General features: G+C 40.9%; 11 protein-coding genes. 4 read left to right on the forward strand and 7 right to left on the reverse strand.

The genetic code is table 11. The features are described from left to right. The 5 genes from VK664_RS12000 to VK664_RS12020 form a co-directional block, all read right to left on the reverse strand. Positions 1-1872 (reverse strand): S9 family peptidase (locus VK664_RS12000; protein ID WP_461398901.1); only part of this gene is annotated, 1872 nt, incomplete at its 3' end. Positions 1873-2002: 130 nt separating this feature from the next. Next, the gene (locus VK664_RS12005) at positions 2003-2491 is read right to left on the reverse strand and encodes a VOC family protein (RefSeq protein WP_461398902.1); all 489 of its coding nucleotides are present in this window, start codon (positions 2489-2491) and stop codon (positions 2003-2005) included. 245 nt (positions 2492-2736) lie between these two features. Beyond that, positions 2737-3501, reverse strand: a complete 765-nt coding sequence (locus tag VK664_RS12010; RefSeq protein WP_461398903.1) for a succinate dehydrogenase/fumarate reductase iron-sulfur subunit — start codon at positions 3499-3501, stop codon at positions 2737-2739. A gap of 56 nt (positions 3502-3557) precedes the next feature. Continuing rightward, a complete protein-coding gene (locus VK664_RS12015; protein WP_461398904.1) occupies positions 3558-5531 on the reverse strand; it encodes a fumarate reductase/succinate dehydrogenase flavoprotein subunit in 1974 nt (657 codons plus the stop codon). A gap of 58 nt (positions 5532-5589) precedes the next feature. After that, positions 5590-6294: a succinate dehydrogenase cytochrome b subunit gene (locus VK664_RS12020; protein ID WP_461398905.1), complete on the reverse strand. Its 705-nt coding sequence runs from the start codon at positions 6292-6294 to the stop codon at positions 5590-5592. A 256-nt stretch (positions 6295-6550) separates the two neighbouring features. Between VK664_RS12020 and accD the strand changes: the two genes are divergently transcribed. From accD to VK664_RS12040, 4 genes are all read left to right on the forward strand, one after another. Then, on the forward strand, positions 6551-7462 hold the full coding sequence (accD, locus tag VK664_RS12025; protein ID WP_461398906.1) for an acetyl-CoA carboxylase, carboxyltransferase subunit beta: 912 nt from the start codon (positions 6551-6553) through the stop codon (positions 7460-7462). A 5-nt stretch (positions 7463-7467) separates the two neighbouring features. Next, positions 7468-7905 carry an SsrA-binding protein gene (smpB, locus tag VK664_RS12030; RefSeq protein ID WP_461398907.1) on the forward strand — a complete coding sequence of 146 codons (438 nt, stop codon included), beginning with the start codon at positions 7468-7470 and terminating at the stop codon, positions 7903-7905. Positions 7906-8241: 336 nt separating this feature from the next. After that, the gene (locus VK664_RS12035; protein WP_461398908.1) at positions 8242-9237 is read left to right on the forward strand and encodes a hypothetical protein; all 996 of its coding nucleotides are present in this window, start codon (positions 8242-8244) and stop codon (positions 9235-9237) included. 299 nt (positions 9238-9536) lie between these two features. Continuing rightward, positions 9537-11885 carry an ABC transporter permease gene (locus tag VK664_RS12040; RefSeq protein WP_461398909.1) on the forward strand — a complete coding sequence of 783 codons (2349 nt, stop codon included), beginning with the start codon at positions 9537-9539 and terminating at the stop codon, positions 11883-11885. Positions 11886-12029: 144 nt separating this feature from the next. On the opposite strand, the gene VK664_RS12045 is transcribed toward VK664_RS12040, so the two are convergent. Further along, entirely contained in the window at positions 12030-14540 is a 2511-nt protein-coding gene (locus VK664_RS12045; RefSeq protein ID WP_461398910.1) for a DNA gyrase/topoisomerase IV subunit A, read from the reverse strand. 60 nt (positions 14541-14600) lie between these two features. Next, positions 14601-15956 (reverse strand): serine hydrolase, encoded by a 1356-nt coding sequence (locus tag VK664_RS12050; RefSeq protein ID WP_461398911.1) that lies wholly within the window; start codon positions 15954-15956, stop codon positions 14601-14603. Between the last annotated feature and the right edge of the window lie 5 nt (positions 15957-15961).

Genomic DNA, 15961 nt, shown 5'->3' on the forward strand with positions numbered 1-15961 from the left:
ATGATACTCTGCACTATCCGTGGGATTTCCCCATTCTTCATATTCAAGTGTGGTTAGTGGTATGGTTGTATCTGACATCGTTGTAATCACATCTACAAAAGGAACCTGTGCAATCACACCTTTCCAAAGGTCCGGTCGATAATTTACAATCGCTCCCATCAATAACCCGCCGGCGCTTCCACCCTGGGCATAAAGATGTTCCTTAGAAGTGTATTTTTCTTTAACCAGGAATTCAGCCACATCAATGAAATCAAAAAAGGTGTTTTTCTTGTTCATCATCCGCCCATTGTCGTACCAGGATCTTCCGAGTTCCAGTCCACCGCGCACATGTGCAACCGCATATACAAAACCACGGTCAAGCAAGCTTAGATTGGTAGTCGAAAAATATGGAGACATGCTGTATCCATATGAGCCATAAGCATATAAAAGCAATGGTGATTCGCCGTTCCTTTCAATGCCCTTTTTGTAAACAATAGTCACAGGGATTTTTGTCCCGTCGCGACCTGTGGCCCATAAACGATCCGATTGATAATCTTCTTTTTTGAAACCGCCTAGTACAGCAATCTGTTTCATGAGCACCCGCTCTTTTGTGCCCATGTTAAAATCGAAAAGCGAAACAGGGGTTGTCATTGACGAATAGGAGAAACGCAGGGTGTCTGTGTTGAATTCCGGATTAATGTTGATGCTGGCTGTGTATGCGGTTTCATCGAAAGAAATATAATATTGTGATTTGTCACCCAGGTTTATAATCCGCAACTGACTCAATGCATTTTTTGTTTCTGAGATGACCATATAATTTCGGAACACTTCCATGCCTGTCAGGTAAATACTATCACTATTTGGAATTAATTCTTTCCAGTTTTCTTTATTGGTTTGATTTTCGGGAGTTTCCATTAACCTGTAATTCGGCGCTTTCCAATCTGTAAGAACGTAGAATTTATTGTCAATATGTTGGATCTGGTATTGTATGCCCTCTTCTCTTGGATGAAATATTTTGAATTCACCTGCAGGATTTATGGCTTCCAGCAATTGATATTCCGTGGTGAGTTCATTGATAGCTGAGATTATGGCAACATATTTTTTTGACTTTGATCTTACGACCGAAAGCGAAAAGCGGTTATCCTTTTCTTCAAACATCAATACATCTGCTGAAGGATCAGTGCCTAAGGTATGGCGCCAAACCTGGTAACCCAGCAAAGTCACTGTATCCTGGAGAATATAAAAAACGGTTTTATTATCTGCCGCCCAGGCGATATCAGATCCTTCTACATTAGGAATCACTTCCGGATATACCTTCCCGGTTAGCAGATCTTTAAACTGAAGATTAAAAAGTCTTCTGCTGACAGGATCAGTAGTATAAGCAATCAGTGCGTTATTATCGCTGACTGCATAGCCCCCGATCTTGAAATATTTCAAACCTTCCGCCATCTTATTCTGATCAAGCAACACTTCTTCAGATGCTGTAAGCTGTCCCTTTTTTCTTGCTGTCACGGGGTATTGAAATCCTTCTTCATACCTGTTATAATACCAGTAACCATTTTCAAAAAATGGCAGGGATTCATCTTTTTCCTGGATCCTGGATTTCATTTCCGTATACAACTTCTCCTGCAGACCTTTTGTACCTGCCAGCATGGAATCAGTATATGTATTTTCGGCTTCAAGATATTTGATGACCTCCGGGTTCTTGCGGTCGTTCAGCCAATAGTATTCATCGCTGCGTTTGTCATCATGTGCAGTAAGCTCTTTCGCTATTTTTGAGGCCAGGGGTGGTTTCAGGTCTTCCGGCCATTTGTATTTTTCGTTCATTGAATTGTTTTGATTATTACATCCGGTCAATAGCCAGATGATAAAAACAAAATAACATTTTTGCATAGCAGTTTGTTTCAGTTAATCGGCCAGGGCATAGTGGTTGTTACAGTTAGCCAGCCAGTGAATATTGTTTGATACAGTTAGCCAGCGAATATTGTTTGTTACAGTTAGCCAGCGCATGGTTTCACTTCTGTTAATCAGCCAGAGAAATCAGTTCCTGTAAGTCAAGTCTTTCAGTAACCATATGCAATTTACCTTCCGGGTCAAGGGGCCATTCTTCGCGCGGACGATCCCAATATAATTCAACCCCGTTTCCATCCGGATCATCCAGGTAAATGGCTTCGGAAACTCCATGATCAGATGCGCCTGTTATCGGATACTTTGCTTCAACCAGCCTTTTAAGTATTATAGCAAGATCCTTACGTGTTGGATAAACGATGGCGGTGTGAAAAAGACCGGGACTTCTTTCATCTGCACGCGGACCATTTTTGCTATACCAGGTATTTAAACCTATATGGTGATGATAACCGCCTGCAGACACAAAGGCGGCTTCCGTGCCATAACGCTGCATTAACTCAAATCCAAGAAGTGAATGGTAAAAGCTGATTGCGACCTCGAGGTCGGATACTTTCAAATGTATATGTCCAATCCTGGTATTCGCAGGAGCTGTGTAACTGTTCATATTGGGGAGTTTATTGTAAAATCAGAGAGAAAGTTAGGATGCAAAAGATAACGGAAATTTGGAAGACAGAGAGCTTAATACCCATAAAACTTTTAGCAGGCTAAAGTATATTTATTAAATGTTATTATATTTTAACCTTTGAGCCGTATTTTGATATTAGCCATAAAATAAAATCCCGGTTGCCAGGGCAACCGGGATACGACATGGAATATCCTGTAGATTTTTAAATAAGTATTGTGAGTGTACTATTTTTTTGATGTTAAACCGGCTGCCATATATTCCAGGTTTAACCTGGCAATATTTGTCACAGAAATCTCTTTTGGACATACAGCTTCACAGGCATTTGTAAAACTACATCCTCCAAACATTTCTTTATCCATCTGTGCCACCATATTTAGCACACGGGTTTTTCTTTCCGGACCACCTTGTGGCAATAACGCAAGATGCGAAACTTTGGCGGATAAGAATAACATCGCCGAGCTGTTTTTGCATGCTGCAACACAGGCACCGCAACCTATACAAGCCGCAGCTGCAAAGGCCTCATCGGCATATTCTTTATCAACAGGTATTGCATTTGCATCAACTGCATTACCTGTATTCACGGAGATATAACCACCAGCCTGAACGATACGATCAAATGCACTACGATCTACCATCAGGTCTTTAATTACAGGAAATGCATTGGCCCGGAATGGTTCAACAACAATGGTATCACCATCTTTATATGCGCGCATGTGGAGCTGACATACTGTATTTGCCTTCCAGGGTCCATGCGGACGTCCATCAACATACATGGAGCAAGCGCCACAGATACCTTCACGGCAATCATGATCAAAAGCAATTGCGTCCTTACCCTCAAGAATCAATTTTTCATTTAAGACATCAAACATTTCAAGGAATGACATCTCCGACGAGACATCGCTAACCTGGTAAGTTTCAAAACGCCCCTTTTCATTCTGGTTTTTTTGTCTCCAGACTTTCAGGGTGAGATTCATTGTGTAATGCTCCATGCGTATTTCGTGTTAGTTTTATTTAATGTAATTGAACAGCCTGTTTATGAAACAGTTTATTTATAAGACCGCTGGCTTGGTTTGGCAACTTCAAAGACCAATTCTTCTTTGTGTAACTGCCAATCGCTTTCACCCTTGAATTCCCAGGCTGCCACATAAGAATAATTTGCATCATCACGTTTTGCTTCACCTTCTTCGGTCTGCATCTCTTCGCGGAAATGGCCACCACAACTTTCGTTCCTGTTAAGAGCATCCCGACACATCAGTTCGCCCAGTTCAATAAAATCAGCAACGCGGTTTGCTTTGTCAAGTTCAGGATTCATTTCTTTTATTTCGCCCGGCACTTTCAGATCAGACCAGAATTCTTTTTTCAGCTGCTGAATTTCTTCAATTGCTTTAGTTAAACCTTTCGCATTCCTGGCCATTCCGCATTTGTCCCACATGATTTTGCCGAGACGTTTATGAAAACTTTCAACGGTTTGTTTACCATTGATGTTTTTAAGCTTGTGAATTCTTTCACTCACCGCCTTCTCAGCTTCAATAAAAGCAGGATGGTCAGTCGGTACCGATTTAACGCGGATCTCGTCTGCAAGGTAGTTTCCGATTGTATAAGGAATAACAAAATAGCCATCGGCAAGTCCCTGCATCAGCGCAGATGCACCGAGCCGGTTAGCGCCATGATCAGAGAAATTTGCTTCACCAAGTGAATATAAACCTGGAATGGTAGTCATCAATTCATAATCAACCCAAAGCCCGCCCATAGTATAGTGTACAGCCGGATAAATCCGCATCGGCACAGAATAAGGATCTTCACCGGTAATCTTTTGATACATATCGAAAAGGTTGCCATATTTTTCTTTAACCACCTCCTTACCCAGATCTATGATCGCAGCTTCATCCACGTTAGTCAGGCTTTTTTTGGTGACTTCGGTTCTGCCATACCTTTTTATAGCGTCAGCAAAATCAAGATAAACTGCCTGCTTGGAAGTACCGACACCATAACCCGCATCGCAACGTTCTTTCGCTGCACGGCTCGCGACGTCACGGGGAACAAGGTTACCGAAAGCGGGATACCTTCTTTCCAGGAAATAGTCTCTTTCTTCTTCCGGTATTTCATTCGCCTTACTTGTGTTGTCTTTCACTTTAGGAACCCAGATACGCCCGTCATTCCTTAATGATTCAGACATAAGGGTAAGTTTCGACTGGTGATCACCGCTAACAGGTATACAGGTCGGATGAATCTGTGTGAAACAGGGATTACCGAAATATGCTCCTTTTTTATGCGCCTTCCAGGCAGCAGTAACATTGCAGCCCATAGCATTTGTACTGAGGTAGAAAACATTTCCATAGCCGCCACTGCAAATCAATACTGCGTGACCAAAATGTCTTTCGAGTTCTCCACTTATCAGGTTACGTGCAATGACACCTCTTGCTTTGCCATCAACCATCACCACTTCCAGCATTTCATGACGGGCATACATAGTCACATTGCCGAGTGCAACCTGGCGTTCGAGTGCCTGGTATGCACCGATCAGCAATTGCTGCCCAGTTTGTCCCGCTGCATAAAAAGTCCGCTGCACCTGCGTTCCACCGAATGAGCGATTGCTAAGCAAACCACCGTATTCCCTGGCAAAAGGCACACCCTGAGCCACACACTGATCAATAATATTAGCGCTTACTTCAGCCAGGCGATATACATTCCCTTCACGTGCGCGATAATCGCCACCCTTCACTGTATCATAAAAAAGACGGAACACCGAGTCTCCGTCGTTCTGGTAATTTTTTGCCGCGTTGATACCACCCTGTGCAGCGATAGAGTGCGCCCGTCTCGGAGAATCCTGGAAACAAAAAACTTTTACTTTGTAACCAAGCTCACCAAGTGCTGCTGCTGCTGAAGCACCGGCAAGACCAGTTCCTATAATTACAATTTCCAGGTTACGTTTGTTAGATGGATTTACAAGCTTAACATGATCTTTGTAATCTCTCCATTTATTATCGAGAACACCTGCTGGAATCTTTGAATCTACCATATAAGATTTATTGAAAATGCTAATTAGGGATGATCTTAATACAAAAACCGGTGATCAATCAACGGATCCACTCAAGATACATACTCACGGGCATCATTGCGAATGCTGCCGCCACGATAACTGAAAAACCCAAACCAAAGTTGTTAAGCATCACCAGATATTTTCTGTTGTGTACGCCTATTGTTTTAAAGGCACTTTGAAAACCATGCATAAGATGATAAGCCAGCGAAATACAACCGGCAATATATAAGATAACAACAGCGGGATTTCCCTGGAACACTCTTAACATTTCAGCATACAGATTATGATATTCACGGCCATTATAAAAAACAGGTTCAAGTTCCTGAATGGAGCCTGTTCCCCCAAAGCGGCTCGGGATCCAGAAATGATAAACATGCATAATAAGGAATAATAATATCAGGGTACCGAGCAGCCCCATCGAACGGCGATACCATTTACTGCCCTTGTTTCCCAGTGGAACTGCGTAGCCAACATTTCTTTTTGAACGGTTCTGGAATTCATAAACCAGTCCCTGAACTGTATGCAGAAGGATGCCAGCAAACAACCCGATTTCAAGAATGCGTATTACAACCATTGATCCCATAAAATGGGCAGCCTTGTTAAACATTTCACCCTGATCATTGGCCCAGATACAGGCATTCAGACCCACATGAATCACTAAAAAGCTGATCAGAAAGAGACCAGTTGCAGCCATTACGTATTTCTTACCAATGGAAGATGTAAAGAATTCGGACCATTTCATGCTTAATGTTTTGTCTTTGGGTTTGCTCAGTAAATAGATAGACGGGTGTGCGATTTGGACCAACCAGCAAGATTAATTGAGTATCTAACATTGTGGTGCTGTACAAATTGGTGCAAAAATACTGCAGCAAGGCCAACTTATCAACGTTGAATTAATATTTTTGCAAACTCTTTTATGGTATAGCTACTGCAGTATGAGGCTGCTACGCTTAATCAATACTGTAAAATTCATATCTTAGCCGACTAAATTCAACCGAATGAGGAAAGATGAGGATTTTGAAGCAAATCTGGCAGGTGAAGAAGGTAATAGCGAAGAAACAAAAGCCAGTTGGTTCAAAAGAATTAAAAAAGGCATATTAACAAGCACGGCCGAAAAAAAAGAAACCCCGGAAGGTCTGTGGGCTAAATGTCCGGAATGCAATTATATATGTACGGTAACTGAACTTCGTGAAAATTTATTTGTCTGTCCCAAATGTTCACATCATCACCGGATTGGTAGTTCAGAATATTTTGAGATCATTTTTGATGACAACCAATACGAAGTCTTGTTTGAAAATATCCGGTCAAAAGACTTCCTGCATTTCACTGATCTTAAATCTTACGAAAAAAGACTGGAAGAAACATGGGCAAAAACAGATATCACTGATTCTATAAGGATTGGATATGGAATGGTAAAAAGTTTACCATTGGTTATTGGCTGTATGGATTTTGAATTTATTGGTGGATCTCTTGGCAGCGTAATGGGAGAAAGAATTGCCAGGGCAGCTGATCTTTGCATGGAAAGAAAGGCGCCTCTTATGATTATCTGTAAGTCCGGCGGTGCAAGAATGATGGAAAGTGCTTTTTCATTGATGCAGCTGGCAAAAGTATCAGGTAAGTTATCACAACTAACTGATGCTGGTATTCCATATATTTCATTCCTGACTGATCCTTCTTTCGGAGGTATTTCCGCATCTTTCGGAATGTTGGGCGATATGAATATTGCAGAACCGGGAGCATTGATTGGTTTTGCAGGTCCAAGGGTTATCCGTGAAACGATCAAACGTGATCTCCCCGAAGGATTTCAACGCAGTGAATTTTTACTTGAGCATGGCTTCCTTGACTTCATCGTACCCAGGCTAACGTTGAAGGATAAACTAGCTACAGTGTTGAAGCTTTTCAAGAATTAACTATCATGACAGAAATAAAGAACAGATCAGCATACCACGATTATTTTATCGAGGATAAATATGTAGCCGGTCTGGTGTTAGCCGGTACGGAGGTGAAATCCCTGCGCGATGGAAGAGCCAGTTTTAATGATGCCTTCTGCTTTTTTCATAAACATGAACTCTGGATAAAAAGTCTTCATATTGCAGAATATTCTTTCGGCAACGTGAACAATCATATAGCCGTTCGTGAAAGAAAGTTATTGCTCAACAAAAAAGAGCTCACAAAACTTGAATCAAGAATGAAGGATAAGGGTTACACCATTGTACCTCTTCGGATATTTTTCAACGATAAAGGTCTTGCCAAATTGGAGATCGGGTTAGGCAAAGGAAAAAAACTGTTTGATAAACGCGAAACAATCAAACAACGTGAAAATGATCGTGAGCTTAAAAGGCTTATAAAATAAATGATCTGCCTGATCAAATGAGCAGTCTATCATCGGCTTGCCTATTAACCGTCAAATAAATTAAGTAGCTTGTAATTAAACGACTAAATTAAGTAGCTTGAAATTAAACGACTAAATCAAGTAGCTTGAAATTAAACGACTAAATCAAGTAGCTTGAAACTAAACGACGTATAAATCAAGCCGGTTTACAAAAAGATCGTATAATTATTCCAGGGCTGATCTTTTTTCGCCAGTTGCAAACTGGCTTCCGGACTTTAACGTTTAGTTTGCTATCAGCTCAGCAAGGCCGGATTTCCACGATGCGCTCACTTAAATATTTCTCATATCTTCACAGCTATGCTTAGAACAATTTTGTCCGCTATCATTTTACTGTCGGTCCGCCAGGGTTATTCTCAATCAATATCAGGCTCCTGGTACGGACGCGCCGACGTTAATAAGGAAGGTGTAAACAACAATTACCTTACTGAGCTGATCGTAACCCAGAAAGGTGATGAAGTAACCGGGATTTTTGGCTATTATTTCAAAGATAGTTATCAGAGTTTTTATATCAGGGGTACCTATGATAAGAAGACAAGACAGGTAGTGATAAAAAATCTACCGGTCATATTTTATGGTTCCAATTCTACCCGTGACGGCGTTGAATGTCCTATGAGTTTCCAGGGTACCCTGATTGTTTCCCAGGTAAAAAATTCATTGAAAGGAAATTTCCAAAGTATAGATAAGTATAAATATACCTGCCCCGAAATCCGGGTTAACATGGCACTTGATGTTGCTACCCCGGAAGACAGTGTCCTCAAACACACAACAGCAGGAAAGAAATTCTGGAAGCCCCAGGTAGAAGACTATGTGGTAACCAGCCCTGTAAACAATAAACCCGTAACTGTTCCGGCAGATGTAGTTGCAGGCAATTCCGCAATAGCTACTGCTGCTGCACCGGCTGTGCTTGACGAGGTTACCGAGAAAAAACTCGTTGAAAAATTTGAGAGCCGGAAAAATATTTACTCTAAGGATATTGAAATTGAAGGAGATTCAGTCAGAATAAGTTTTTATGATAATGGCGATATAGATGGAGACAGTATCAGTGTATTCTTAAACAAAAACCCTGTACTGGTCAAGCATTTTATAAATGACCGTGCGCTCAATATTTTTCTTGCCCTCGATAGCACCAAAGAAATAAATGAACTTGGTATGCTTGCTGAAAACCTGGGCAAAATTCCACCGAATACTGCACTCATGATAATCACCGATGGCATCAATCGCCACGAGGTGTATTTGTCCAGCAGTCTTACCCAAAACGCCACTATCCGTCTGCGAAAGAAAAAAGCAAAATAATTTTAAGAGAGATATGAATTATGAGTTATGAATTATGAAACCAGTTATGAAATGAATAAAATTATGCATTCATAACTCCTGATTTCATAATTTTCTTTCATAACTCATAACTCAAAACTCATAATTCTCTTAAAATGATTCTTTTGATGGGTTTCATTTGTGAACACCAGGTGTTCAGAATCGGACAGAAACGAATTGGCTTTTTTCGCATATTGTTGATATTTAAGCGGCTGCATTCCCGGCACCAGGTTGGTTATATTGATATGGCCTCATTGAGTCTATAATAATAACCAACAGATATGCTTATAACTTATTTTAAAATCGCCTGGCGAAGCCTTTTTAAGAACCCGGTCTCTTCTGTGTTAAATATAGCTGGCTTATCCATAGGCCTGGCTACTGCTATTATCATCCTTTTCATCATCCAGTCAGAATCGGCTTACGATAAGTTTCATGCAAATTTAGAAAGCATACACCTGGTAATGACGAATGAAAAACTCCCTGAAGGTATAGTGACCGGTAGAATAACACAAGGACCACTTGGCCCGGACCTGAAAAACGAGCTCCCTGAATTAAAATATGTGGCAAGAATGTCACAGCCCGGGACTCAACTTATCAGATACGGAGACAAAAGCTTGTATGAAAAAGGTATGTACGCCGAAGCTGATTTTTTTAGGATGATGAGTTTTCCGGCTGTTGAGGGTGATATAATCAAGTCGCTTGCAAATCCTGGATCAATAGTGTTGACAGAAAGAACTGCCCTTAAACTTTTTGGTAAAGACAGAGCTGTTGGGAAGACGCTTGTACTTAACAATAGTCATAACATGCTCGTGACTGCAATAATCAGGAACATCCCGGAAAACAGTTCAACTCAGTTTGATGTACTACTGCCGTTTGGACTATATGAAAAGGAAAATGAATCAACAAAAAGATGGGATCACTATGCCTTACTAACCTGGATCCAGCTACAGCCAAATGCAGAATTGAAAAAAGTTAATGCAAAAATCAATGAACTGGTCAAACGCAAACAAAATGAAGTAAAAAATACCAGCTGGTTTTTATACCCGCTTAAAGACTTAAGATTACACGGCAGATTCAGTAATGGCAAACCTTCGGGTGGTCTCATTGATACCTTGATGATGCTTGGCTTTATTGGTCTTTTTGTTTTACTCATAGCCTGTATTAATTTCATGAACCTCGCGACGGCCAGGTCCGAACGTCGCGCCCGTGAGGTCGGTGTAAGGAAAGTGATGGGTGCCACCCGTAGCAACCTGGTTTTTCAATTTATAACCGAAGCAATGTTGTTGACGGTGATCTCACTGGGTTGCGGACTGGTGCTTGCAAGACTGGCTATTCCGGCAACCATCAAACTGATTGGCAATAAAATGACACCTGATTTTTCGAATCCGCAATTATGGATACTTATTGCCGGGTTGGGAATATTCACCGGTTTTATTGCGGGCAGTTATCCGGCACTTTATCTAAGCCGTTTTCAACCGGTACGTGTGTTAAAAAATCTGATTTTCAAAGCAGGAAACCGCAGTTTGTTAAGATCAGGACTTGTCACTTTCCAGTTTATTATTTCTGGCTTTTTGATTATTGCTGTCATTGTGCTTCTTAAACAGAGCGATCATTTACAGAACAGGCCAATTGGCTATGATCCGGAAAACCTGGTACGTATACCTGCCAATGGTAATGTCGGTGAGAAGTTTGATATTGTTAAAAACGAATTGCTCAGCCTGGATGGAATAAAGCATGTTTCAGGAGGCAATGATAACCTCACTTCTTTTGGGTCAGCCTTCAATGGACTGAACTGGCCGGGTAAAACCGATGATCAGGATTTTTATATCACTTCCACTTCTGTCAGATATGACTGGATTAAAACCGCTGGCCTTCAATTGAGCGAGGGTCGTGATTTTGATCCTGCATTCGGAGCCGATACAAGTGCTTGCCTTGTTAATGAAGCAGCATTGAAGCGAATGAACATTAAGCAACCGGCTGTCGGAACAAAGTTGGGTGATCACACCCTGATAGGTGTTGTAAAAGATTTTGTTTACAATGAACCTTCATCTAATGCAAAACCGCTTATCATCTTCCTAACAAAAAATCCGGTCAGCAATATTTTGGTCAGGACAACTAACGACGGGAAAATGATTGCCCGAATGGAATCCATCCGGAAAGTTTTTAAAAAGATTGAACCAAATGTTCCATTTGAATACCAATTTACTTCAGAAGAATATTCAAAAAAATTTGACGAGATAAAAGCGGGTGGCAGAATGGCATCCTTTTTTGGTGGCATGGCAATCTTCATATCCTGCCTTGGATTGTTCGGCTTATCAGCATTCGTCGCAGAGCGCAGAAATAAGGAGATCAGCATCCGAAAAATACTTGGAGCCAGCATCAAAAGTATCTGGATGTCTTTGTCAAAAGATTTTCTTAAGCCGGTGTTAATAGGTTTTGCTATCGCAGCACCTCTATCAGCCTGGATGATGAATAAGATCCTGGACAAAATGGATTACAGGATTGAAATCTCGTGGTGGATGTTTGTAATTGCGGCCCTCGTATTACTTTCTGTTGCATTGATAACTATTAGCTTCAACGGAATAAAGGCTGCAGTTTCTAACCCGGTTAAGTCCTTAAAAAGCGAATAAACTTAAGGGAATTATGAATCATTTTAAGAGAGATATGAATTATGAGTTATGAATTATGAAAGGAATTTATGAAATCGGGAGCTATGAATTCATAATTCATTCATAACTGGTTTCATAATTCATAACTCATAATTCATAATTCTCTTAAAACAACTCGGCCTGGTTATTTTTCTCTTCCTTCTGTCCCCACTCTATCTCAGTGCTTTTGGTATAGTCGGCAAGTTTATTACCAACTGCCTTCCAACCCATTGTTTCCACGAAGTCGACAATCTTGATCTTCTGAACCCGGGCCTGGGTTCCACGTCCTGATTTAATCAAAGCAATCGGTGCCGGGTGTGTTGTAACTGCTTCAACATAATTACCTTCTCCTTCTTTGATGAACAGGAACTTATTGTGTAGTGTGGTTGTTTCAATGCGGAATCGTTTTACATTGAATTGTAATTTTTCATTGTCCAGGTAAATGGCCGTAACCAGTTTTTCCGGGTTGAATTTTTCAATTACGATAATATTCTCAGCATCAAAACGCTGGGTAATCTCAGTATCCGTAATTTCATAGTTACCATCGTGATAGATCACCAGGATCTTTTCATCAGCTTCAAAACTTCCCAGGAAATTCCCTTTCTCTTCTGTATTTAATCTGCCGAACTGATCATCAAACCAAACCTTTTTACCACTCAGGGTTGATTTACCCGCTTCTTTTAACCTTACAGATTTGACAGGATATTTTGTAACCTGGTTTCCAATACTGCTCCTTGATTTTATTTCCAGTGTTTCAAAATAAAAGTCCAGTTCTTTTATCCGGGCTGATGAATTCGGACTGAGCACTATTTTCACGAGCTCCGCTTCTCCGTTCGGATTGGCACTAAAATAATGAACACGTGTTTTTTCTTCACCTTTGGTCAGATCATATTCTTTATCGCGGGTGATTCCCGTAACATTAAAACGCTTGGCAAAACTAACACCGCTTTTACCATCTACATAGATCATGTTATAGGTAAGACGTTCATCATTTTTACGGAACACTGCAACATGGATGATATCCTTGCCAATGAAAGCTTTATCAGCTACTTTCACCACCTTCATTTTACCAGCCTTTGTAAAGGCGATGATATCGTCCAGGTCAGAACAGTCAGCAACAAATTCATCTTTTTTCAGGCTTGATCCGATAAAGCCATCTGCACGGTTAACATAAATTTTGACGTTCGCTATAGCTACCTGCTTTGCCTGTATGGTATCAAATAATTTGATCTCTGTTTTGCGTTCGCGGCCCTTGCCATATTTTTTCAGCAAAGTTTCATAATAGCTGATTGCAAATTCAACCAGGTTGGCAAGATCATGTTTTACCAGTTTTATATCGGCGTCGAGGCCCTTGATTTGTTGATTGAGTTCATCAATATCAAGACGGTAAATTCTCCGCACCGGTTTCTCTGTCAGTTTCAGGATATCTTCCCGCTCAATATCTTTTCTAAGCTGTTTACGGAAAGGTTTAAAAGCCTCCGCGATTGCCTCAATTACTTTGTCCCATGTAGCATGTTTCTTTTCAAGCTCCTTATATATTTTTTCTTCAAAGAAGATTTTTTCCAGGGAAGTATAATGCCATTTATCCTGCAACTCAGATAGCCTGATCTCAAGTTCTCTTTTTAGCAGCTCTTTGGTTTTATCAACAGAATGTTTAAGCAATTCGGTTGCGCCAACGAAGATTGGCTTATGATCCAGGATCACACATGCATTTGGCGATACGCTCACTTCGCAATCTGTGAAGGCGTACAGCGCATCGATGGTTATATCAGGTGATATGCCCGGTGCGAGGTCAATCTGGATTTCAACTTCGGCAGCAGTATTGTCAGTTACTTTTTTGATCTTGATTTTTCCCTGGTCATTTGCCTTGATGATTGAATCAATCAACTGTGTTGTTGTAACACCATAGGGCACATCTTTGATCAATAAGGTTTTTTTGTCGTACTCTTCAATATGCACCCGCACTCTTGCTTTACCTCCTCTTTTGCCATCATTGTAATTGGTGGCATCGATCATACCCTTGGTGAGAAAGTCCGGGATCAGCTCAAATTTCCTTCCCTTCAGATACTTGACTGCAGCCTCAATTATTTCGCAGAAATTATGTGGAAGAATCTTGGTTGCCAGGCCCACTGCTATTCCCTCTGCACCCTGGGCGAGCAGTAAAGGAAACTTCATCGGAAGCGTTACCGGTTCGTTTTTTCTGCCATCATAACTGACTGCCCAATCGGTAGTTTTGGCATTAAAAGCCACATCCAGCGCAAACTTCGAGAGTCGTGCCTCGATGTACCGGGCGGCTGCTGCATCATCACCCGTACGCATATCACCCCAGTTGCCCTGGGTATCTATCAATAATTCCTTTTGACCCATGTTAACCAGCGCATCGCCTATGCTCATATCACCATGCGGATGATATTGCATGCTTTGCCCGATAATGTTCGCAACCTTATTATAACGACCATCGTCCATTTCTTTCATTGCATGGAGAATGCGTCTTTGCACAGGCTTAAGCCCATCTTCCAGGGCTGGCACTGCTCTCTCAAGAATCACATAAGATGCATAATCAAGGAACCAGGTTTTGTACTGTCCGGATACCCCGGAGTCTCCTAATTCAAACTCTACTTTTTTTGATTTTGACATAGCTTGGAAAAATTATCAACCCAACTCTTTTACTATAATTAAATTCTTCTACTATTATTATTATTTTATTTTTTTTCCTGTTTGCTCCGGAGTGCCGCTTTGCTTCCATAACAATTTTTCTACCTTACCATCCGGCCCTTTGACAAATGTTGCTTTTGCTTCGATGATCTTCATAAAAAATTCGTGATCAGATTCAGCAAAAAGATCATAGGCACTCTGACCGGTTGGCTGCACTTTCAGCTTATTGTTCACCAACGATATTTTCACCGTAAAACCTGGCCCAAATTCGTATTCACCTACATATTGTGCTAAAATGCCCGAATCAACGGGCACTTCGGACTTTTCCTTAGGAATTTCGTAAGGACGACCAAAAATGATAGCCAGGAGACTATGTGCTATATTCTCAAGCCCCCCTACATTCATATTATTGAGGATAATCACCACCACGTTATCCGAAGGAACTCTTGAGATATATGTATTAAAGCCAAAAATCCCTCCACCATGCTCAACAGTTCTCTTCCCAAATAATGTGTCTATTGTCCACCCATATCCGTATTTAGATTTATAGGGAGTAAATGCTGCTTCAGTGGAAACCTTCGATATGATTTGGTTTTGTTGGAAGGCCATGTGCCATTTGAGGAGATCTTCAACAGTTGAATACATGGCGCCGGCAGCAAATGATACCGAAGAATCTACAATACCTGCGGGGATTTTTGCAACCTGATTCAGCATTGTATATCCGATTGCTTTATCCGGACTTTTAAGATTTGTAAAATCAAAGCCGGTATGATTCATCTTCAACGGTGTGATGATCAATTCGTGGATAACTTTCTCATAAGGTTTGTCCGTTGCCTGCTCAATGATGTACCCCAACAGCAAGTAACCGGAATTGCTGTATGAATAATTTGAGCCAGGTGAAAAATTTAGCGGATGATCGCGAAACATCGCAATCATTTTTTCTTTTGTTGATGGCTTCACTGCTTCCGACTTCATAAAAGGCTGGTCTTCTGTATAGTTATAAATACCCGAACTATGAGTGAGCAGATTTTTTATAGTAATACTATCTCCACTCGGATAACCTGGAAAATATTTTGAAAGCCTGTCATCGGTTGAAAGTTTCTTTTGCTCAGCAAGTTTGAGGATCGCCGTTGCTGTAAATTGCTTTGTAATCGAACCTAATTGATAAATAGTGTTGACATCATTTTTCGTTGAGTCCTTTGCATTTTTAAATCCATACCCTTTCTCAAAAATGATTTTTCCATCATGGGCGACCAGCACGGTACCATTAAATTTGTATGACCGCGTATAGGCAGTTATCAATTCATCCATTTTGTCTGCTGGAGTCTGTCCATAGGTAAGACTGGAAGAAAGCGTAGCCGATAGAATCATCCAAAAAAATCCGTGCCTGAATTTCATAAAAG

It is taken from the genome of Flavitalea sp., assembly GCF_035489435.1.
Classification (GTDB): domain Bacteria; phylum Bacteroidota; class Bacteroidia; order Chitinophagales; family Chitinophagaceae; genus DATHKG01.